Raw genomic sequence first — 21,025 nt, 5'->3', positions numbered from 1 at the left:
CCCACTTCACGGTTACGAATTAGAGAAACGAAGTGGGATCCTGTCAATCACAGGAACAGGAACTTCCTCTAGTGTTATTGAGAAACAGGGTTCATAACTGAGAACAATTTTTATACAGTTAGGTCAACGCTTGGCTCCATTTTAAAGATGAAAATTACCGCCACTACAGTTTTCATAATATCCTCCAGGTCTATTTGTAATATATTCCAGTGTTTATTTCGACAGGCTTCTTCATTATCCTGCCCGTTAGCTGAGAGGGTTGACGCTTATGCATGTGTTGGACATCCCGGAGGATGTTTCAAAGTTGAAATCAAAAATAATATGCCTATCGAGAACTGTGCCATACGTAACTTTCACACTGTTGAGACGTTAGAAGGCAAAGACTCAAGAACGTTTGAAGAAGCATTTTCATTGGTAGAAGAAAATGCTTCCCGAATAATCAAAAACATTAATGCGACATTTATGGCTCCAGAACCAGGCACTGATGACTACAACTGGTTAATTAACTTTATTGCTATTCTGTGCGAAAGAACTCCTGCCAGAAGAAAACATTTCAGTGAAATGACGGCTGAAATGTATAAAATGATAACCCGTGTAGGTTTTCAACATAAAGAATATTTTGAATCGCAGAAAAGGATTATCGAAGAAAAGACAGGTGAGAAGAACAATTTAACTCATGAGAAGTTATTAGAATTTATTGAGAGGGATGAATATGAGGTTGTATTTGGTAACAATCATCATATGAAAAGTTTTATGGATCGTCTCGATGTTATAATTGAACCGCTCAGTAGACGTAAATGGTCTGTTGTTACTAGCCCGCCAATGATGGGAGATTTTATTTGCTCTGACAATCCTGTATGTTTGCGTAATGTAACTAAAGTTACAGGTTTTTTCAGTTCGCCAGGTCACGGTATGTTTAATACCGAGGTAAGTTTACCACTTAGCCCGAGGGTCGTTTTACTCGGTCGGTTTGAAGATTATCATCCTATGTCCGGCCTTGTACCAAATAGAAAAACTGTTGCGGCGATTAACAGTTTTACTGGGATGTACGCTGAAAAATTCATTTTTTCAAAAAAGCAAGATTTCCTTTGGACTGATACAGTAGGTAAGTTGTGTAACACTGATGATTTCAAAAGGAAATTGGTTGAAAAAAAAGAAAAACCAAAAGAATGATGCGAAGAAGGATAAGGCTTAATGCGGGACAATTCAGTATCAAATTAAATTAATTACTATAATAGGGATAAATTGGGAATTATAACTATACCAGTATCTTATACTCCGTTTGAATGCAGACACGTTGCAACATTTTGGAACTAATCTGCCCGTTACTTGAACGAACAGGAGCAGGTCGCGACGGCGCCTGCTCCAGTCATAATCACTTCACTATCGTTATCCTTTTAGCGCAATGACCTAGACTTGATACATCATACGGTTCGCCGTAACGACGGCGAAAAAGCCCTCCGCTATTGGACAGCCTCTTATTTGTACGTCTTGCTTTGTGTGGTTTTACCTGCTTAATATCTTCCCTGACTACTAAAATCGACTGCTCCCTTAATACTTATCTTTTACCAAGGAGCTGCTGGATTTTCTGAACAGTCTGTTGATCGTTTTGAGGGACGTAGATCGATACCAGCAAATTCATCGTACTCGGCTGCAGAAGCGAGATATAATCAAATACAAGAACACCTGCCTCAGGATGATGAAAGGTTTTGCGTATGTTTGGCGCATTTATCACGTCATGGAGATCCCAAAGTGCTCGGAACTGGCTGCTCTCTGACAAGGCTTCAATCTGCTCCATCCACCACGGATCGTTAACAAATTGAGCATAATTTGTTCGAAACTGCGCAATCACCCGATGCGCATGGTCTTTCCACTCCTCTCCCAACAAACTTCTGAAATCTTCTGATACAAATGTGACCCACACTAGATTCCGTTCCCGCTCTGATTTATGTTCAAACTCGCCAAATACAGCACTAAACGAAGCATTCCATGCCAATATATTCATGCGGGCGTCTGTTATGCAGCCGGGAGAAGTGCCGAGAGCATTTAGCAATGACAGTAATTCAGCCGGAACTTTAGTTTGTATGTCAAAGCCTATAGGAGGCTCCTGATTGCGTGCCAGTAAAAATAGATGCCTGCGTTCTACCTCATCCAGCTGGAGGACCTTCGACAGGTTTTCCAGAAGTTCCGCAGACACCTTAATATGACGGCCTTGCTCCAGATATGTGTACCATTCCAGGCTCACGCCGGCCAACATAGCGACCTCCCCTCGTCGAAGCCCCAGGGTACGCCTTCGAGCCGTCTCAGGCAACCCGACTTGTTTAGGCGTAACTCGGCTTCTACGATTTCGCAAGAAATGGGCCAGTTCACGATAACGATCCTGATTCAGTTTTGACATTGCGGCCCTCCTTTTTTCTTACTTGCCCATTCGATAACCACAGAGGTGGGAGTATTTATACTAGAATAACTATCCTTCTTCTTACGAAGCAAATTATGTTGTACGTTATGCTTGTAACCAAACGAAGAAAGGGTCGAATACAATGAAAATGAACGGAAATACCATTCTTATAACCGGCGGAACCAGCGGTATCGGTCTGGGTCTTGCATCAAAGCTCCAGCAGCTTGGCAATAAGGTGATTGTTACCGGACGAGATCTTCACAAGCTGGATGCAGTAATTAAACAGTTTCCTGGGATTCACGTGATCCAAAGCGACGTGAGCGATCCGAAAGCAATTGCTCTTCTTCATCAACGACTAGCCGCAGAATGCCCCGACCTAAATGTCCTCATCAACAACGCAGGAATCATGAGAAAGCTTAATCTTCATACTATCCATTCACATTTAGAAGATATCACTCGTGAAATCGAAATTAACCTGATCGGCTCCATCCATATGGTGATGCAATTCCTGCCTCATCTCAAGAAGCAAAACAACGCCACCATCGTGAACGTCTCATCCGGACTTGCATTCGTACCTTATCCAATCTCACCGATTTATAGCGCTGCAAAGGCCGGGCTTCACTCGTTTTCGCAATCGCTCCGCATTCAGTTGAAGAACACAAACATAAAGGTGTTTGAATTGGCGCCACCAGCTACGGATACGCCGTTGAATCATGTTTTCGATGCTGCGGACCTTAATGGAGGTTTGATGAACCTAACCAAGCTCGTCAATCAGACCATCGAGGCTCTTAATAAAGATCAGTTCGAAATCTGCCCCGGCCCTAGTAAGATATTAAAACTATTGAGCCGCTTTGCTCCTCATTTTATTTTAAATCAGCTCAGCAAGCCTGTCGATGCCATGCTTACAAGGGAGCTCAGCTATCCGACTTCAACTCCATTCAAGTCACAGCAGCAGGAGCCACGTCATCCGGACTAGGTGAAATCTGTATCACCCCACGCTATAGAGTATAAAAAGGAGCGATTGCTATGATTCGCTCTTTTTTTATCTTTGCAATCACTTACTATCGTCTCTCAGTGTGCCCTCAATAAGACTGTTGGTTGTTGAAGAAAACTGCCCGTTAAGCTGAACAGGCTGCCGATAATGCTGGCAGTCTGTTGTCTTGGTGCTATAGTTCTCCGGGACCTGCACCTCTACGTATGTTACGATTCACTGTTGTGTACTGTGTTACCATTTCTTCGGACTACAAGGAATTTAATTCTAACGTACCCATTTCTTTAATTAACTCTAGTCCGTTATTTCTTACATTCCCGACAGGAATAAACATAGCCTAAAACAAAGAGTGTTGCGACTCATGATTGATATATTGGCGAACTGAAAATCTGATTGATAAAACAGTATTCAAGCAATCGATATAACAAGCCCCTTTCCATTTTTCAGGAAAGGGGCCGTGTTGTGTCTGTATACCCGTTTTTTTTCCAACGTAATGTGTAGACACTACGCACTCCACATGTGTCGTATGCGGGAACATGGCCTATTTGGTTCCCATCAGCCGAGGAAGGCTAAAGCCTTGATTAAAAGGGTTTTCTCAATTCAAGTATGGTTCTGTTTGGTTGCTGTTTGCCCGGAAATGATGGCTTTCGTCCCCAATTCGTCCCCAACTAATGGTATCGATTGGTGAGGAAAAATAAAGTTGTTTAATGACCCGGGAACTCTTCGTGGGTAATCTCATCGTCCATTTTCCACTTTGTCCTCGATCAGCATCGCTAAGATTTTTTCATCAAACGTCGACCTCAATCTGAGAATATTTCTTATGGGATTAATTAAAACATGCTTTCACCACTACAGCCACGATAATGCATTCCAAGTTGGAAGAAGAACAGTAAATCGTGGTGGTACTAAAAAAATGTTTGCGAGATACCACCGTAGATCGGAAACCCGGATACGGCACTTTGGAACACCTCGACACCTTCGACATGAGCACTCCCACGGACAACGATCTCCGCTTCGCGTTCCCCCCGGTAGGCAAACTAGATCTCCGACCACTCTTCTTCTGAACTGATAAACAACGTCATCTCGTCGATGTCCATCTTCTGTTTCTCGCGCAGCAGGTAAGCGTAGAGATACAACTGTTTCTCGTACCAATGCGCTCGGCCTTCGGTCGGAACCTTGCCCGTTTTCAAATCGACGAACGTTATATGAAAAAGGATATCATTACTCTTGCGTAGAAATGTTTATTAACAACATTAATAAACGACAGGGGATTACTGATGAACTCAATTCACAGCAGGGAAGATTTCACGTTCACCGGAATTCAATCAATACGGAAAAAGGATCACGTCCGTATAAACAAACTTATTTATAAGAGTGTAGTGAATAACGAATTTGTTAAGAAATCTAAAAGGTTAAAAACGCAATTTTCCGTTTGCTATACTCTGCTTGTTGTTCTCGTGCCTTTATTGTTCATGGATAACAGCCATGATAAATTTGTCGCCCTTGCCATTTCATTTCTTACTTTTCTCCTTGTTTCGTGGTATTATCGTGGCTCCATTTTCGCAAAGATGAGAATACAAGGTTCTTATCAGGACCACCACGTTTTGATCAATAATCAAGGTGTTAGTGCAACATCAATTGAGTTCTCAATGGAAATTAATTGGGACAATATCCATCAAATTCTGTTCACACACGCGGAAATTATTTTCGTTTCAAACTCATGTTATTTTCTAGCACTTAAGAAAGATACAGTAGACGGATTACCAAGACTCTTGGAAATCTGCAAGAGATTTAATCAATTAAAATTTCAACCAAATTGATCCCTCTTACTACCTAAAAAGGGTTCTGGTGCAAGAATGAAATCGTGTGGTAACATAGATAAAAACCATGAGGATGTAAAGGAAACATATAGATGAATTCAGCGTCAGAATAAATGAAGATACTTATATCGAGGTACAAATAAAAACTAAATCGTCTTTAGAAGAGAATTGGAGCACTTTTGCCGCAATGTCGATATCTCCAAGAGCAAATAAAATAATGATATTTTATACAGAACGAGATAACAGTTTTTGGATCATACCAACCGAAGAATTACTAAAAATTTCGAAGGTAAAACACCTTGGCAGAGTCACCTTTAACGTACCTACAGATAGCGATGAAGTGAGTAAACTGTCAATTAGGTACAAAAATGACAAAGGGTTTGAATTAATTAAAAGTATGAGGTTGCAGTAATATAATATAAGTGATACAACAGCCATAGAAGTTTACACGAGTTGAATAGTCGCCTATAAAAGAAATCCGAGCAAAAGCTCGGGACCTCCTTGCAGAGATGGTTAGAGAAGATATGTTACTTTACGTAAGTGCAAGACTGATTTTCCTCTAAAAGGTATATTAATTATTGGTTATTAGGCGTTAAGGTCTGGCGGCAAGCTTAATTTGTGAATCGTCTGTATTATGAAACTCGTCAATGAATAAAAAGGAAATCGGCCGGGAGATACTTTCAAACGCGTCTTGGTTTTTGTTTCGCACTTTAATACATCAATGTCTGCTTCACACTGCGGGAGCATATCTTTGAAAAGTTCGTGAAGATCAGCACTGCGGCCAAATGTTTCCCACCATGCCAGCCCGGCAATTTCGTCTGACGTTAGTTCCTTTCGTTCCATTGCAAAGGCATCGATCGTCTGCCCCTATCACTTTGTACCGCTCATAAAAGACATTACGCAGCTTGTGAAACATATTTGGGCCGCTTCGCGGCGTAAAAGTGATCATCGCCATTTCGCCGAGTGGAATCCCAGCGGTCTGAATCTGAAAAAAGATGCGCTCGATCATGTCCGTTGTTTTTCCGGTTCCTGCTCCGGCCTCAATTCAGAGATGCGTATCGCTCGAGGCATGCTCCACCCGGTATTGCTCTTCGTTGAAGCCTTGACAAGCGAAGTGGTATTATGGACAAAAATCCTTATTCGACAAATAGCTTCCAAATCCTACAAATAATTGACCGCTGTAAAAAAGAATTACATCCAGATCTACCGCATTTGGGTCGGGGGTGCTGCAAAAAGAAACAGAATGCGCTATAATAGGAACGAGAGTTTGCCTTATATATATTGAAATACTGGGAGTTGTGATTTATGATATTCGAAAAAGGCGAGCTTTTCTGTGGTCCCGGCGGTTTGTCGCTCGGCGCCCTGAAGGCGAAAGTGACAGGGAAAAACGGAGAGCTTTTTGCAGTGAAACATAAATGGGCAAGCGATTATGATCCAGCGGCGGTTGAAACCTACCGAGAGAACATTTGCAAACCTAACAACTATGATCCGAAGACCGTCTTTCAGAAAGATGTCCGCGAGCTCAAGATCGATGAGCTGGAACCGATCAACGCTTTTGCTTTCGGGTTTCCTTGCAACGACTACAGTTTGGTCGGAGAAAAAAAGGGCATAAACGGGGAATTCGGCCCGTTGTACTCGTATGGGGTTAAGGTATTGGCATCAAAGGAGCCCCAATGGTTTATTGCAGAGAATGTCAGCGGACTGGAAAGCGCCAACGAAGGACAAGCATTTCAGCAGATTCTCAACGATTTGGAAAATGCCGGACCCGGATATATGCTGACGCCTCACTTGTATAAATTCGAAGAATACGGCGTTCCGCAGACGCGGCGCCGGATTATTATTGTCGGCATCCGCAAAAACCTGAATCTGCAGTTCAAGGTGCCGGCGCCGACCCACGGACCCGGTAATTTTGTTACCGCGAAGCAGGCTCTGGAAGGAGAACCTATTCCGGAAGACGCTCCCAATCAGGAGCCGACGCGACACCATCAACGTGTGATCGACATGCTTTCCTTTATTCCGCCCGGAGAAAACGCATGGTCGGAAAAAATCCCGCCGGCACTCCGGCTGAATGTGAAAGGCGCCAGGATGAGTCAAATATACCGCCGGCTCAAAGAGGATGCTCCTTCTTATACAGTGACCGGAAGCGGCGGCGGTGGAACGCATATTTATCACTACAGGGATCTGCGGGCACTGACCAACCGCGAACGCGCCCGCCTGCAGACTTTTCCCGACAAATACGATTTTAAAGGCGGCAAAGAAGCCGTCCGCAAACAAATCGGCATGGCTGTACCGCCGGACGGCGCCAAAGTGATTATTGAAGCGATCCTAAAAACATTTGCCGGTATAGAATACGATTCTGTACCGTCCAAGTGGTCTGTGAATTCACAGGAAAAATCCAATAGTGAACTTGAACTGGCAATGCAAGAGATTGCGGCTGCTTCCGAAAAGTAAAACAAGAACCATCAGGACCTATTGGCCTGATGGTTTTGTTTTGCTTTCTCAAGAAAGGCCGCAATACGGTCGGCCGCTTCCTCGATACTGTCTTTGATATCATGTTCCCAAATGCGAAGAACATTCCAGCTTTTACTGCGGTAGTAGGCCGTAACTTCGGCATCACGCTCCCGGTTCCGCGCAAGTTTGGGACCCCAATAGGTCTCGTTCGTCTTCGGCTGATTACCATGAATTTCACAGCCGTGCCAAAAACAGGAGTCAATAAAAACCGCAACTTTGTAGCGCTTCACCGCAATATCCGGTTTTCCCTTTAGATCTTTCACATTTTTCCGAATCCGGAATCCCCGCTTCCATAATGCTTGGGTGACTCGGTCTTCCAGCTGTGTATGCACTGATCGAATGGCCCTCATGTTTTTGCTGCGGTGCTCTTTGGATAAGTTATCTGCCAACCTTTATCACCACGATTTTTTGATTATTTCATCATTAACCTGCACCATTCTCTACTAAACCAAACCGCTCTCCAACTCCAGTCATTGCGAGGACGGTTAAACAAAAAAAACCGCCGGCCACAGGGTATCGTATTTTGATGTTAAAGACTCCGCTAAAAGGCAGACACCATAAAAAATCGGTTGTCCGGAAATCTCAGATTCGGAACCCACCTCGGAAGCCCGTCTTCCCAGCCGCTTTCAACTTTGCCGTTGTAGCGATACAACGTGAGCGTCGGGTAATCCGGGTAAAACAAGCGGTAGTCATTTGGCGATAGCATCGCCCTGGTCCCTTTGGAAATGTCCCGGTTGCTCCTAACAATGAGGAACCCTTTGTTTTTGTACTCATCCATCTGCTTCATATTTCGGAGACAGGTCCGAATAGCTTCATCATCCCAGCCGACCAGCTGTTTTTCAGACTCTGTTAAATTGATTAACTGCACCAGCATACTGAGCGGCACTTCAGCCGGCTCAGCCCTTCCGTCCAGAGGCATCAGTAGCTGATCCAGCAAAGCCATATTTTTGGAAATCGGAAGCAGCGGAAAGGTTCGTTCGCCGGGTGTATAGAAAGCGAGCGAATCCAGATACACAACATTGCGCCTCGTCGGCTTAAGCAGGGTGTTATTCGAACGTGACAAAACAATTGCCTGCAGGTTGGAAGGTCCGGTCTGCTGCGCCATCTTCCATAGTTGCTGGTCCGATTGATGCACGCTTTTAAACACATCAAGCAAAGATTTGGAGATGTAAAACCGCACCACGTCCATGTCTTTTTTCCTATAACCGTACATGCGGCAGTGTTGCAGCAAGGTATCCACCTGCGGGTTTTTGCTGTTCCGTCCGTAATATGTTACAAGCAGTCCCTTGATCGTCACGCCGCGGCCGAGCCGGTTGCCGCCGATCAGAATGTTGAAAGGCGAATCATAGGATGGGATTTTGTTGTCACGTTCGGAAATGAGCACTTGAATGTGGGTGCTTACGATATTGTCGATGATTTCCTGGCAGACATCCTCAAACTCAGGACTGTTGTCTTTAGTCAGCCGCATATCGTCATAGGCTTCCTGCAGATAAGAAAGCACAACCGGCCGATCGGCTGAGCCGGTGTTAAGCAATGCCCTCGTCAACCGCGTAATGAACCCGTGAATGAGCGTCTCCAGCCTACGGTGTGGTTCCTGCAGATGGCTCAGGTGGAGCATGCAGGAGTAAGCCGTTCCTTCACCTGACAGCAGTTTAGACGATGCGGAGACGAAGAATGCGCACAACGCTTTGCGAAGCCCGGTCGGAACTGAATGCAAGCTCTCTTCTGCGCCGGCAGAAACAGTCGCTTGAATCTTCTCTATTTCATCATCATTAAACAAGCGCATGGGACTTAATTGCTGCGGTTGCTCATAAAACTCATCGCCTCCGACATAATCGGCTCCCGGCTGAAACGTCACAGTAAACTCCGGCCTGAAGGTGCTGTCCGCACACTGGAGAAAAAGTGACTGCGGCGTTGCGGTCACTTGAATGAAAATATGGCATTGGAAATAGTCCCGTATATTCACAATACTTTGATTGACTCCGCTTAAATCATTGGTATCTCTGTTAATAAGCGTATTCAAACTGGCCTGATCCGCTTCATCGTCGAAAATAATAGAATTAATCCCGTTGGGAATAGTTTGCTCCATAAATTCTTCTAAATTGGCCAAGATATTGTGGTTTTTTGTCGCAACTAACACAAGACCGGTATGCTCCAGCGCGTCTTGTATTCGCATGTCGTAACTGCTGGCATCCCACTGCTCTTTTCCCAACGTCAAAAGACCTGGAAGCGCCGATTTAATTCTACGCAGGGTTTGATCATACAGCCAAGTATTATCCGAAGTCAGAACAATGAACAAGCGGTAGCCTCTGTCAGAAGCCATTGCCATCGACATCATGATATTGTTTGTTTTCCCGCTTTGAATCTGTCCAAAAAGCAGACCCTGTTTGCTAATGCGATCTGCGGAGGGACCGAATGCTTCGGTCAGCGGCGCCGCATTCTTTAAAATATTGTCGGCTTCTGCGGCACCAATCTCGGCTGTCAAACTTCGAAGAAATCGACGTGTGCGCGGCCCATGTAATGCTTGCATCATCATAATCTCCCCTCGCTGAAGTCAAGATAAAACGTTTCGTCGTCGATTTTGTAAAGCCGCACATTGCTTCTGCCGTACGAATCCAGATGAATTTTTTCGACTTTCGATCCGAAAGGCAGACCGAGGCGCTTACGGAAATATTTGCCCAATATGCTGTTGTCGTGGCTCGACTCCAACGCTTTGCTGTTGTCTTGGGCAACCACGCATACAAAGCTTTCTCCGTCATCGGTAATTAAGTTAAATGCTCTTTTCCGATCCGGGAGAAACCCAGGATATTCTTTGTGCACGGCGCTCGGGATTGGGATGTAGGCTTGGTTAGGTTCTCGTCCCGGACGCTGTCCCCAGTTGAGTCCGCTTTTTTCGTGCACCTCTCCGCTTCGGATCGTCACGATCGGTAGTTCAATCCATGGTCGGTCGCCGACGATGTGATGGACAGCGCCTGCATCGATTTGGCTGGACTGCGGGGATTCCTGAAAACTCATCGTAAAATGCTGAAACACATCCTCTGAAGTGCAATCGATCAATTCATGATCAGCCGGAAACGCGGAACGAACTTCTGCGTCATCCGCCGTTACAAGCAATTCCTGGTAATCCCGAAATCCATGCCAGGATAAGTTAGCCGAACCGGCGTAAGCCGACTGTGGAACAGAATTTCTGTCCAGCCAGAGAAAAATCTTGGAATGAATGGGCACCCTGCCGTTGTAATAGCGCACCCGAAGCCTTCCGGTGCTTCGGCTCAAATTTACATATTCATTGTGATCCCATATGGAAATGGCATCCTGCTTCGCCATACCGAGGATGACATCCAGCCTCAGATCCTCATAGCGGTAAATTAAATGATGCACAAAACTGGATGATGCATAACCCGTCAAAATATCCAATCTCCGCAGGCCACGCTGATATTGATCCTCTATTACTTCTTGATAAAGTTTCGGATAAACAGGCATGTTCTTCTTCACTCCGAGCGTTGAATTTTTTATTTATCTTAACATATCGGGATCAAACTGGGCATCCATGGATAAATTTGCATAAAATCCGCTGGATTTATGTTTGTGTTGCAAAAAATTCGAAGCTGCTCACACAATGATCATCCAACGATCCTTGCATAAGCGTTTCCACGCTGGGGCTTTCAAGAAGATCAAGGAGTATCACCGCGTCACCAGCTTCATTGATCTCCAGCACGCCCTTGCAGAGGGATTTACGGTTGTACTTGGCATGACAGTATTTGATTCTTTTCAGTACATCGGTGCAGAAGGAATATTTCCAATGCCTAAAACTGGAGAATCGGTCTTAGGCGGTCACGCTATGTTAGCGGTCGGATATAAAACCATCAACGGCATTGTGTACGCGATTGTACGCAACTCCTGGGGTTCTGCATGGGGTGACGGCGGCTATTGCTATATCCCTTCGGACTACTTCCGCAAAACCGTAATTCAACTCACAGTCCAACTTACCACCAATATAAACCCAATCATGTTTTTCACTCTCTTTGAGTGAAATTGTTTTTTTAGTGTTGCATCAAAGTTAGTTGCATCCATGCTTTCCTTACTGATTTAAGATCCTTAATAGCCCAGTTTATTACTACTATCCACAATATCAGTGCAGTTTGTAAAACCTATAATTTCTATTTCTCATTTCTTGTCTTTATACGAGTATGGATCTGTATAAAGAACATCGACTTTCTATTAGAATTCCTTTAAATCAATAACCTCCCCATTCAAACCATCTAAATCTAATTTATAAATGAGTCCACTAATATGTTTAGGCAATTGTCCATTTATAAAACTTTCTGGTACGATTTTTGGAAAGCTTTCATCGATTTCATATTTCATTACTTCGAGCAGGCGATATGATTTTGTACGAACTTCACTGCCAATTGTGTAATTTAGTTTTTCAAGTGCACGTTCGATTTCCGATTCTTCTAAGTCCAATTCTACTAATTTTGTAACCATATCTTGAATCGAAAAACCGTATCCAGCAGGCTCAAAACGATAAAATAACAAATAATTTGCTTTTAACTGATATTGACTATTAATTGTAATTTGTGAGCCATAACGTGCTACAGTCGATTTCACCTCATAGCAACCATCATTACAATTAAAATCAACAGAACCACCAAATGGCCCTATCCAAGAAACTTCTTTTTCTTGTTTCAACAAATAATAGTAACTTAGCATTTCAGCTAGTACGCTATAGGCTGCTTTTTCAATATTGGCATTGCCTAGTACTTTTCTTTGAACCTTATTTCTTGCCTCCAAGCTCTCGTGAAAAAAGGAAATCCTTTCTATTAAGCGACTTCCTAAATGTGGCTGTCCTTCATTCGAAGCTCCTTTGCCAAGCTTCATAGTTGTAATCGATATTCCCCTGTAGTGTTTCTCTAAGGATTCAATACCAAATGCAGCTTGGATATCTAATTTAGACATACCTTCCAAACTTTCCAAAAAGGACTCAATTTTATTATCAGTAAATATCTTAGGCTGCTTGTCCACATATATCCCCCTTACCACGGCACTACTAAGACCCTTTATCTTACAGCCTCAATTCCACCATGAAGCCCAATCGACACTAAGGATAGGGCTTAGCTTCATGGTGGTTCAATTTTAGACGAGGCATTTTAAAAGTCTCCCCATTAGCCCCAAATAATACCGATCAACTCATATAATAATGTATGCCGCTCCTCTAGTTCAGTCGGCCCAAAGTCATCCACTGGTCTAAACTTAAGTTTATGAGTTTTAATCATATTAGAAAAATCTATCTTAGTTTTGTAACTATCCTCTCTTAACGTCTCGTTCCAATACAAGGTGTTTGCATACGTTTTGAGTTTTTTGCTGTACTTTTCGTTACTACTTGAAATATTATCTTTCCCCTTCAGAAGGAGTAAGCCACCCAGTCGATTACGTTCTCGTTCGAACTGTTCTTGATCATTGCCGAAGGCTTGAAGATTTTGTGAATTGTCGGCAAGAATATGCTCAATGTGAAACCCATTCACCGTTCCCGTATTTGCAACCAGATCGTAAAGAGAATGTTTCATCTGCATAAGGGTTTCATCGGCGATAAACTGCTCTATTCTGGCAAAAAAGTATCGTTTAAACCTCTTGTTCAATTCAATTCCGGTATCCTTAAAATAGCTGTACGTTAATGCTTGGGTTGTTAAAACGCCGCGTGCTTCTGAGATCATTTGTAGCAGATATTTGTCAAAAATCGATTTGATCGTATGAACGCCTTGACCCCTGATTTCAGAACTGATGAGGTAGATCAATTCATTGAAATCGTTGCTGTCATAGCTTTTCTGTAGCTGTAATAACGAGAATAGGCGGTCAACCTCATAGGATATAAGCTTGATTTTCTCCGTTTCTTCGGGGTCACTCAGCGTGCAAGAGGATAAAATTAATAGGAATTGGCTGTCCATCTCCGTAAGAGAATTATAATAAACATGCTGGAATCCTTGATGCAGCTTGTTATAATATTGCAGGACTCGATGATAGAGTTCTGTGTAATATTTAAAATCATTTTGCAGGAATCGCTTTACTTCCTTAGGGTTGTGTTGCAGTTTCAGCTTCTGCTCGACTTCCGATAGAAAGATATTACGATGGTAACTGCGGTCGAATTTACGAGTATCCCCAACGGTCTTCGCGAATTTCGACCGTAAATAATAGATAAAAAACTCGTCGATATCATCATCTTGGTAGGCATTTATTTTATTCACCTGGGATTCCCAGAGGTCATTCAGTCCCAATTGATCAAGCTCGTCCTTCTGAATCTGCCCTAACAGCTTTCCTTTCAAAATTTCATATGGCTTAAGCTTCACCCCTCTATCGTTGATAACCTCGAAAACCATAGGGACATCGGTTTGCTCGACATTTAAGTTAATTAAGACCAAACGCTTCAGAAAATAAAAGATGAAGTTCTCCAACCTATGCTTGTCCGTCAATTCGCGGTCTATAACCACAGAGATCACCCTGTAATTTGAGACCAAATTCACGGCGGTAATACCAGACGTGGTGTCAATCGTATCCAGGTCTGTGTCAGCATATAATCCGGACATGGCCGTTTTGTGTTGCTCGTGATTCATCCAGAATTCCCTTCTAAAGCCGGATTGCCCAGCGATCTTTCCCGAGATCCAATCCCGTAGCTCTGAACCGTATTGTTTGGCGGTGTGCATCAATTTGATGAGGATAAGAGTTAAGGTGGTTAACCGCTGCTGACCATCTACAATGTAGACTTTGCCGTCAATCGTGTTGGTTACATATGTATTTAGATAGTACCAGGAATAGCGTTCAACAAGCTGATCCAACTCAATATCGTTATCCTTGTACTGTTTGTATTCCGTATTGAACTTATAAAAAATATCATCTAGTAATCTCCGGACCGGCTCGTCTGTCCACTTATACTGTCTTTGATAGAAATCGATGTAGTACGTCGTGCTGGAAAACACCTTATCAATATTCTGCTTATCTGGTGTGACGTCCAAACAATTCCTCTCCTTTTTAATTAATATTCAAAGATTGTTTATAGCATCTAAATTTTTAGAAAAAGCCTTCAGATTAGGCGCGATTTCCCATTATCATGAAACAAACTCAGGCTGAACATAAAACTTGCTTTTACTACCTTGAATTTCGATGTGTGTTTCCCAAACAAAGAACTTCCAATGTTCGCCTTATTAGATTGGAAGAAGGTAGGATGCAACCCTTATCCAGTTTGTAATACTACCGTTTGTTTCAGAGATATTTTAGTTTCAGACATTAGGTAAAATGCATCATCTATTAAAGCAAATTTCTTAACTAATTCATAATCCGTGCGAGTCACGGCTGCTCCATGGGCGGCTAAATTCCTTATTTTTTTAATTAATTTTAGCTTTTTCACAAAATCCGGCATTGGGTAAATTAGCCCCGAAATACGATTCCTATTCAAGTAGTCGCATATGCGATACCACAAACGTTCAGGTATCTCAGTTCTTCCTTCATTAAACGCGATAATAGCTCGAAGTTCTTGTTCCATAATCCCTGTATACAATATCGTTAAAACTCCATACAAACTATGTGACACTGGTTCGTTTTGAAAATCTTTCTCTAACCGATGCGCTAGAGCTACACTTTTGATGGAGTCCTCAAAGAACCCCTGGTACTTGAATCTAAACTGATTTTCAAGCTCTTCCTGAACTTCCTGTCCACTCAATTTTTCTGGTGTGAACAAATCCTTTGTGAGTTCCCGTTCCCTCTTTGTATCTTCTATTATAGAAAAAAGCTTCTTCACTGTATGATCTAAAATTTGGTTTCTTGCTTGATTTTCTTGTTGAATAGTTATCATCAAGTTTTGAAGTTGTTGAAACTTCTCGTCATATTTGTTTTTGATGATATGTAGATCCTCTTTGTTTTGAGTTTCGATCTCACGTATTGATAATAGTTCTTGCTCTATAGCAGATAGGTTGGAAATTGCGGGAGTTATTTCACTTGGTCTGGAATTGACCGCAGAAGAGACCGCCCCTATCTGATTCGCGATTTGTTGCAAATGTTGGCCCATTTGGAAAACCACTTGTTTTAGGGCTTCATTTTCATCAGTCGCAGTAACATCAATTCTTGGTTTCTGAAAATTTTCACTATAGTAAAGCCGATTTAATCGGGACCGAAGTATTTTAAAATACTCTACGTAGGCGCCTCTTAGTAACCAATATCCGCCAAATAAAAGTAACCCCTCTCGAAGGTTTGTATATTTCCATAGTAAGGCTGCCATCGCACATACAAGAGCAGCAAACATAAAGGAAGAAACACTGGCAGTCGGAGACTCAATAGCGAATAATTGATATAACCTGTAGGCTGCCAAGCAAATACTTACCAAAGCACATAAGATAAATACATGTACCGGCAAGAAAAGACCTAGGACGGCAACAATAAAAATGAAGGATGAAATAATAGTCTCTTCACTAGTCCTCATGACTCTACCACCCACAACTTAATAGTCATTGTATACTTTGTTAATAATGAGTTCCAAATTACCGTTATATATATCCACCAATGCTAAGACATGGATTGGAAAACCTTCTTTTGATGCACTTTGAATCTTCGTCTTACGACCTACAATTTCCTTACCATCTGCCCTAAACAGAACTGCCTTCATTTCTTTATTGTTATCCAAGTACATCGTAAAGAAGAGATGGCCATCTTTATCGGCAACGCCCTTAACAGAACCTCTAACCTGAAACATCTTTCCACGGTCTTTGTCTGATATCTCCGAAAGACTTTTCAATATAACTTGATTTTCATCACCTTCTTTCAAGATTGTTAAGTCAGCAGCATTTTGTGGTATGACTTCCATTTGATTTTTGTATTCTTGGATTTGGCCTTTGATCTTCATCTGAGCATTGATCGTAATACTTTCTGTATTGTAATTTAGGTTTGAGAAAACCGGAACTTCGACCTCCTCGTTTGTATCTAACCGTTTTACCTTTAGGAACATATGACCATCAGGATGAAGGTATTTTGTTAAGACAGTAGCTTGGAATTCAATTGTCTTTCCTGAATTTGCTTTTGTCACTTCCAATGAGTCCGACGCCAGTATAATATCGCCAGTCTGTTGTGGAATTATCTCTAATTTCCCATTGTAAACATCCACTTGCCCTGTTATTTGAAATACTTTATTTACAATTAGCAGATCTGTAGGAACTTTCTTGTCCGCAAAAACTGGAACGTCCAACAGTCCACTGCTATCTTCAACTGTAAGAAAAAGATGGCCGTCCTTCGATTGCTTCTTATCCTTGATACTTGCTTTAATTGTAACCGTTTGGCCTTTCATCTTTGAATTAATGGATCGGATAGAGACTATAGAAGAACTAACCGTAGGGGCTGTGTTGCCCTTTTCCAAAGCGGTTGTTGAAGATATTGTTTGGCTTGTTGGCGTTACTGCACTTGCTACTTTATTTTGGTCACCACTGAATAAATCTTTTTTGTTGATCAGGAAGTAGCCCCCTACAAGCACAACGATAAACAATGCCCATAGCACATAAAACTTTAATTTCATTTTCATTATCACCTTCACATTTTTCTGTCTTCTGCATACTGTTATCGATTGCTTACTGAAACGGCGTTGGAAAAACTAAGTAATTAAAACTATTATTTTCGACAAAAAGAACTTAAACCCTTTCCAATGCGTAATAATTTTAGTACTTTATGACTAACGACATACGTGCTTACTTTGTTCAAATTTATTGAAGTGGGCTAAATCATTGATCTATAAGATTTTCTCTATTCGAGTATCGTTCTATATGGTTTCAAGATTCTCATCCAATGTATTTATTGCTGTTATTTGCGGTTTCGTAAGTTGCAACTTACATCGCCCCCCCAGAGTAAATTAAGTGAAAACAATCTACCACATTATACCATAATCCAAATGATCCATATTACTCATCTGATTATGCAAAAATAGTAATATATCCCCATATTCCCTTTACTCACTAGTAAAACACTAGTAATATCTAAATATTAACATTCAAGAGGTGAGCAAATGCAACTATCAAAAGTGCCTGAAGAAGATTTAACAAAAAAATTAACAGATTTACGAGAGATTGAGTTCCTCACCTTTGGCGGCCAAAAACTGGTCTATACCTGTTTGTACGAAGGAACCAAGTGCGCATTAAAACTAATTCCTCTCTTTGAGGAATATGGGGAACAAGTAGAGACAGATATTACTCGTAGAGCCGAAAGAGAAATAAAAGTGATGAGAGAAATGACCTCTCCTTTCTTTATTAAACTTGGAACGACTGAACCAGGGGTCATTTCAATTAATGGACGAAAATACTATCATTTTACAGAAAGCTTTATTGATGGAACACCATTAGATGGTTTTCTCCGACAGCGTACCCTTGAAGTTAATGAGTGTGTTAAGGTAGGGCTACAGATAACTTCTACAATTAGCGAATTTGTTGAGAGAAAATATATCCATCGTGACATTAAGCCCAATAACATCATGTATAAAAATACTGGTGATTTTTTATTACTTGATGCTGGTATCGCATATGATCAAGGCGACGCTTCATCAATTACGAAAGGTCCTATCCAACCGGGTACTAGAATCTACAGTTCACCAGAACAGTTAATTGAAACAGGAAGAGAAATAGATTTTCGTTCTGATCTATTCTCCCTTGGGATCGTTTTGTATGAAAGTTTGACAAACAGACACCCTTTTATTCTTCCAGGGACTGGTGAGACACACATTATTTTTTCAATCTTAAAATCACCCCATGCTCCAATCTCAACCTGTCGTTCCGATATTCCTAAAAGATTGGTTACATTAATTAATCGTTTATTAGCAAAACGTCCGCATATGCGATATAAGTCTTGTGATCTATTGATGAAGGAATTAAATCAAATTAAAGAGGAGCTGTAGAAAATGTATATACTTGCTCAACATGGCTGGGGTAAATCGGATAAAATTGAGAGAGGATTAGCCGATAATAGTCTCAGTGGGGCTATTTTAAGTCCAAGAGATGAGAAAATGGAGAAGTTACAAGATTACATTACACAACTTACAGCTTCCAATCATGGTGCTGATGTTATACTGGACCCCCAATTCTACTATGTGACCTTTCAAAATTCAAAAGATGGTAACTTAAGTGAATATCCGTATTACCCTGGATATCACGGTCCTAGCTCTTTTCGGGGCTCCAAAAATACACGCGGCTTTATATTTGATACTTTATCGTACCAAAATGGAATTAATGTAAACTACTTAACAGCCCCTTCAATTCACATCAATTCATTTAGTTCAAGAGAAGCACAGATAATGTTAAATTTTGCTCAAGAAGCGGTTGATATTAAAGAAGAAAAAGGTTATCAAAAACCATTATTACTATCATTGGCGATTCATGAAAACGCATTTTCCGATAAGAGATTAATGGAGGATTTCTTAGATGAGCTTAGCATGATCCAGGCAGACGGAATATATATGATAATCTGCAGAAATCCTGGGGGATACCATCAGTCCTTTGATGATTCTACAAAGCTAGCTAATATTCTATCTTTCATCTATTCTTTAACTGAAATAAATGGCTTCAAAATGTTTTTGGGTTTTTCTGATTTCTTAGGAATACTTTACCTCTCAGTAGGTGCCAGTAAAATAGCGACAGGCTGGTCACAGGGATTGAGACGCTTTACATTAGATAGAATTTCTCCAATTAATGCTGGTGGAAGGCGTCCTCGTCCACGTTATTCTTCGGGTCCACTTCTGAATTCGATTCTAACGTCGGAGTTAGACTCAATTTTACAATCACGGCTAAGAGGTCAATACGACGACTTTTTATCTGGAACGCGCTATGATGCTCTAATAAGGCATAACCCACTCGATGGATGGGACGATACTACGAGCACATTACATCATTGGTCTTGTTTGGAAATTAAAGCACAGAACTTGTTTAATAACTGCGCAGATATCTCAGAAAGATTGGACTCATTACAAGGTGCTATATCATATGCATCAGGATTATACGCAATCTTGAATGCAGCGCATATACAACTCGATCCAAAATCAAATGGCAATCATTTAGATGTATGGAATTCCGCACTTACTGAATTTCGTCAAGATGTTTCTGTGTAATAGTTTCACTACAAAATGTTCTAATTGCCATTCCCTTTCCTACAATATTATAGGATTTACTTCGTGGCCGCGAACTTCGCGGCTTCAATTTCACTCTATAAGTCCCGCCATTATTCACCTCAATAAGGCCAATGTTGTTCGCTTTAAAGGCCTCAATATTGTTAATGGCGGGTGATATATTATTTTGGGGCATGACAACATACGATTCATTTGAAAACCCCTTGTACTGAATCGCTTGATATAGGGCCCTTTTCCAATTATGCAACTTTACCTCATACGCCACAAAGTAAATGTCTGGCAATAGAAAACTTGTACCCAGTACAAAGCGATCTGTAGACAATTCAGTGAATATATTCGCCAATCGCAGTTCCTGTATCCATTTATCAGTTGTTTTAATGGATACTCCTGAATTATTGTGCAAATACTCTCTTGTCCTAACTGAATTATGGTGAAGCAATGATATTAAGTACGAACACGTATAATGGCTCATTAGTTGCAATTGATGCTCAGTAAAACACGGTCGAATATTTTCAACAGCAGCTTCTACAATATCTGCTCTGCCTTGCCAACAATCCACTTCTCGCATAATAATTTTACTTTTTCGATTAAAATTATTCCTATTAAGCAACAATTCAGCAAAAAAATTCACCAATTGATCCTCAGAATTAAAATTATTCATTTATCTATTACACCCTTTTTAAGTCATTAAATTCTGTCCTTAATTGTAGTAGAATTATAATTAATGTAGCACTTTTAGTATAAAATGAGAACTAGTTTATTTTTGGCTCTTCGTTAATCGCGGTGAATTGATGCCAAAATGGCTCTATTAAGAAGTTCAGCCTGCCGCCATGTTAGATGTTCATTTGCTGTGTCTTCATACAACCGATCAACTCGGTTAATTATTGAATTCTCTTGCTATTTCCATCCATCCTCCCCAAAAAGGATAGCGTTATAGCAATTTTTTAATCCGCCCAATCAAAGCTCTCGCAATCCATCCTGTCTCTTCAACAGTCGTATCCCCTGCTTTATAAGGCTCCCCTACATAATTCAGCCCTGGCAAAAGTCCTTGATGCCAAAATCCAACCTTCAAATCTTACCACCCGCGTGGCAATATCGACAAAGCACCGACCAGAGAACTTTGGGGGCTTGTTTCACACCGGAATACGCAATAGTTATTAACCTTAGTT

General features: G+C 41.5%; 18 protein-coding genes. 7 read left to right on the top strand and 11 right to left on the bottom strand.

Annotation, left to right across the window (positions count from 1 at the left end; genetic code table 11):
* Window positions 1–147 precede the first annotated feature (147 nt).
* The gene (locus tag BLV33_RS28355) at window positions 148–1,173 is read left to right on the top strand and encodes a DUF4238 domain-containing protein (protein WP_090799742.1); all 1,026 of its coding nucleotides are present in this window, start codon (window positions 148–150) and stop codon (window positions 1,171–1,173) included.
* A 385-nt stretch (window positions 1,174–1,558) separates the two neighbouring features.
* Here the strand turns inward: BLV33_RS28355 and BLV33_RS28350 are convergent, their stop codons facing one another.
* Window positions 1,559–2,398, bottom strand: a complete 840-nt coding sequence (locus BLV33_RS28350) for a helix-turn-helix transcriptional regulator (RefSeq protein WP_090799740.1) — start codon at window positions 2,396–2,398, stop codon at window positions 1,559–1,561.
* Window positions 2,399–2,540: 142 nt separating this feature from the next.
* Here BLV33_RS28350 and BLV33_RS28345 point away from each other — a divergent pair, with 142 nt between their 5' ends.
* Complete coding sequence (locus BLV33_RS28345; RefSeq protein ID WP_090799738.1) at window positions 2,541–3,374, top strand: SDR family oxidoreductase; 834 nt, start codon at window positions 2,541–2,543, stop codon at window positions 3,372–3,374.
* Window positions 3,375–5,978: 2,604 nt separating this feature from the next.
* Here the strand turns inward: BLV33_RS28345 and BLV33_RS30975 are convergent.
* Window positions 5,979–6,218, bottom strand: a complete 240-nt coding sequence (locus BLV33_RS30975; RefSeq protein ID WP_090799733.1) for a hypothetical protein — start codon at window positions 6,216–6,218, stop codon at window positions 5,979–5,981.
* Between BLV33_RS30975 and BLV33_RS29620 the strand changes: the two genes are divergently transcribed.
* Both BLV33_RS29620 and dcm read left to right on the top strand, forming a co-directional pair.
* The gene (locus BLV33_RS29620; RefSeq protein ID WP_171909385.1) at window positions 6,117–6,380 is read left to right on the top strand and encodes a hypothetical protein; all 264 of its coding nucleotides are present in this window, start codon (window positions 6,117–6,119) and stop codon (window positions 6,378–6,380) included. The genes BLV33_RS30975 and BLV33_RS29620 overlap by 102 nt on opposite strands.
* 134 nt (window positions 6,381–6,514) lie before the next feature.
* A complete protein-coding gene (dcm, locus tag BLV33_RS28325; RefSeq protein WP_090799731.1) occupies window positions 6,515–7,660 on the top strand; it encodes a DNA cytosine methyltransferase in 1,146 nt (381 codons plus the stop codon).
* An 11-nt stretch (window positions 7,661–7,671) separates the two neighbouring features.
* On the opposite strand, the gene BLV33_RS28320 is transcribed toward dcm, so the two are convergent.
* From BLV33_RS28320 to BLV33_RS28310, 3 genes are all read right to left on the bottom strand, one after another.
* Window positions 7,672–8,109, bottom strand: a complete 438-nt coding sequence (locus BLV33_RS28320; RefSeq protein WP_090799729.1) for a very short patch repair endonuclease — start codon at window positions 8,107–8,109, stop codon at window positions 7,672–7,674.
* Between the two features lie 152 nt (window positions 8,110–8,261).
* A complete protein-coding gene (locus BLV33_RS28315) occupies window positions 8,262–10,256 on the bottom strand; it encodes a Z1 domain-containing protein (RefSeq protein ID WP_090799728.1) in 1,995 nt (664 codons plus the stop codon).
* Window positions 10,253–11,200, bottom strand: a complete 948-nt coding sequence (locus tag BLV33_RS28310; RefSeq protein WP_090799726.1) for a restriction endonuclease PLD domain-containing protein — start codon at window positions 11,198–11,200, stop codon at window positions 10,253–10,255. Before BLV33_RS28310 ends, BLV33_RS28315 begins: the two co-directional genes overlap by 4 nt.
* A gap of 136 nt (window positions 11,201–11,336) precedes the next feature.
* On the opposite strand from BLV33_RS28310, the gene BLV33_RS28305 reads away from it, so the two are divergent.
* On the top strand, window positions 11,337–11,750 hold the full coding sequence (locus BLV33_RS28305; protein ID WP_090799725.1) for a C1 family peptidase: 414 nt from the start codon (window positions 11,337–11,339) through the stop codon (window positions 11,748–11,750).
* A gap of 188 nt (window positions 11,751–11,938) precedes the next feature.
* On the opposite strand, the gene BLV33_RS28300 is transcribed toward BLV33_RS28305, so the two are convergent.
* The 4 genes from BLV33_RS28300 to BLV33_RS28285 all read right to left on the bottom strand — a co-directional run bounded on the left by BLV33_RS28300 (window position 11,939) and on the right by BLV33_RS28285 (window position 17,267).
* A complete protein-coding gene (locus tag BLV33_RS28300) occupies window positions 11,939–12,742 on the bottom strand; it encodes a PD-(D/E)XK motif protein (protein ID WP_090799723.1) in 804 nt (267 codons plus the stop codon).
* Between the two features lie 140 nt (window positions 12,743–12,882).
* Entirely contained in the window at window positions 12,883–14,724 is a 1,842-nt protein-coding gene (locus tag BLV33_RS28295; RefSeq protein ID WP_090799721.1) for a DUF262 domain-containing protein, read from the bottom strand.
* Between the two features lie 218 nt (window positions 14,725–14,942).
* Window positions 14,943–16,184, bottom strand: coding sequence for a hypothetical protein (locus BLV33_RS28290; RefSeq protein WP_090799719.1), 1,242 nt, complete (start codon window positions 16,182–16,184; stop codon window positions 14,943–14,945).
* 18 nt (window positions 16,185–16,202) lie between these two features.
* Window positions 16,203–17,267 (bottom strand): OB-fold nucleic acid binding domain-containing protein, encoded by a 1,065-nt coding sequence (locus BLV33_RS28285; RefSeq protein ID WP_090799717.1) that lies wholly within the window; start codon window positions 17,265–17,267, stop codon window positions 16,203–16,205.
* 483 nt (window positions 17,268–17,750) lie between these two features.
* Between BLV33_RS28285 and BLV33_RS28280 the strand changes: the two genes are divergently transcribed.
* Together BLV33_RS28280 and BLV33_RS28275 are read left to right on the top strand one after the other, a co-directional pair.
* A complete protein-coding gene (locus BLV33_RS28280; RefSeq protein WP_090799715.1) occupies window positions 17,751–18,632 on the top strand; it encodes a serine/threonine protein kinase in 882 nt (293 codons plus the stop codon).
* Between the two features lie 3 nt (window positions 18,633–18,635).
* A complete protein-coding gene (locus BLV33_RS28275; RefSeq protein ID WP_090799713.1) occupies window positions 18,636–19,838 on the top strand; it encodes a hypothetical protein in 1,203 nt (400 codons plus the stop codon).
* Here the strand turns inward: BLV33_RS28275 and BLV33_RS28270 are convergent.
* A complete protein-coding gene (locus tag BLV33_RS28270) occupies window positions 19,807–20,517 on the bottom strand; it encodes a hypothetical protein (RefSeq protein ID WP_090799712.1) in 711 nt (236 codons plus the stop codon). The genes BLV33_RS28275 and BLV33_RS28270 overlap by 32 nt on opposite strands.
* A gap of 270 nt (window positions 20,518–20,787) precedes the next feature.
* Window positions 20,788–20,928 (bottom strand): hypothetical protein, encoded by a 141-nt coding sequence (locus BLV33_RS29615; protein WP_171909419.1) that lies wholly within the window; start codon window positions 20,926–20,928, stop codon window positions 20,788–20,790.
* Window positions 20,929–21,025: the final 97 nt, after the last annotated feature.

The organism is Paenibacillus sp. GP183, from assembly GCF_900104695.1.
In the GTDB taxonomy this organism is placed as follows: domain Bacteria; phylum Bacillota; class Bacilli; order Paenibacillales; family NBRC-103111; genus Paenibacillus_AI.
This window is presented reverse-complemented; position numbering and strand designations above follow the sequence as displayed.

What these genes read in the sequence shown, in the direction of transcription:
- BLV33_RS28355 (WP_090799742.1), top strand. Translation starts at nt 148, where the DNA reads ATGAAAATTACCGCCACTACAGTTTTCATAATATCCTCCAGGTCTATT.
- BLV33_RS28350 (WP_090799740.1), bottom strand. Translation starts at nt 2,398, where the DNA reads ATGTCAAAACTGAATCAGGATCGTTATCGTGAACTGGCCCATTTCTTG.
- BLV33_RS28345 (WP_090799738.1), top strand. Translation starts at nt 2,541, where the DNA reads ATGAAAATGAACGGAAATACCATTCTTATAACCGGCGGAACCAGCGGT.
- BLV33_RS30975 (WP_090799733.1), bottom strand. Translation starts at nt 6,218, where the DNA reads ATGATCGAGCGCATCTTTTTTCAGATTCAGACCGCTGGGATTCCACTC.
- dcm (WP_090799731.1), top strand. Translation starts at nt 6,515, where the DNA reads ATGATATTCGAAAAAGGCGAGCTTTTCTGTGGTCCCGGCGGTTTGTCG.
- BLV33_RS28315 (WP_090799728.1), bottom strand. Translation starts at nt 10,256, where the DNA reads ATGATGATGCAAGCATTACATGGGCCGCGCACACGTCGATTTCTTCGA.
- BLV33_RS28310 (WP_090799726.1), bottom strand. Translation starts at nt 11,200, where the DNA reads ATGCCTGTTTATCCGAAACTTTATCAAGAAGTAATAGAGGATCAATAT.
- BLV33_RS28305 (WP_090799725.1), top strand. Translation starts at nt 11,337, where the DNA reads ATGATCATCCAACGATCCTTGCATAAGCGTTTCCACGCTGGGGCTTTC.
- BLV33_RS28290 (WP_090799719.1), bottom strand. Translation starts at nt 16,184, where the DNA reads ATGAGGACTAGTGAAGAGACTATTATTTCATCCTTCATTTTTATTGTT.
- BLV33_RS28285 (WP_090799717.1), bottom strand. Translation starts at nt 17,267, where the DNA reads ATGAAATTAAAGTTTTATGTGCTATGGGCATTGTTTATCGTTGTGCTT.
- BLV33_RS28280 (WP_090799715.1), top strand. Translation starts at nt 17,751, where the DNA reads ATGCAACTATCAAAAGTGCCTGAAGAAGATTTAACAAAAAAATTAACA.
- BLV33_RS28275 (WP_090799713.1), top strand. Translation starts at nt 18,636, where the DNA reads ATGTATATACTTGCTCAACATGGCTGGGGTAAATCGGATAAAATTGAG.
- BLV33_RS28270 (WP_090799712.1), bottom strand. Translation starts at nt 20,517, where the DNA reads ATGAATAATTTTAATTCTGAGGATCAATTGGTGAATTTTTTTGCTGAA.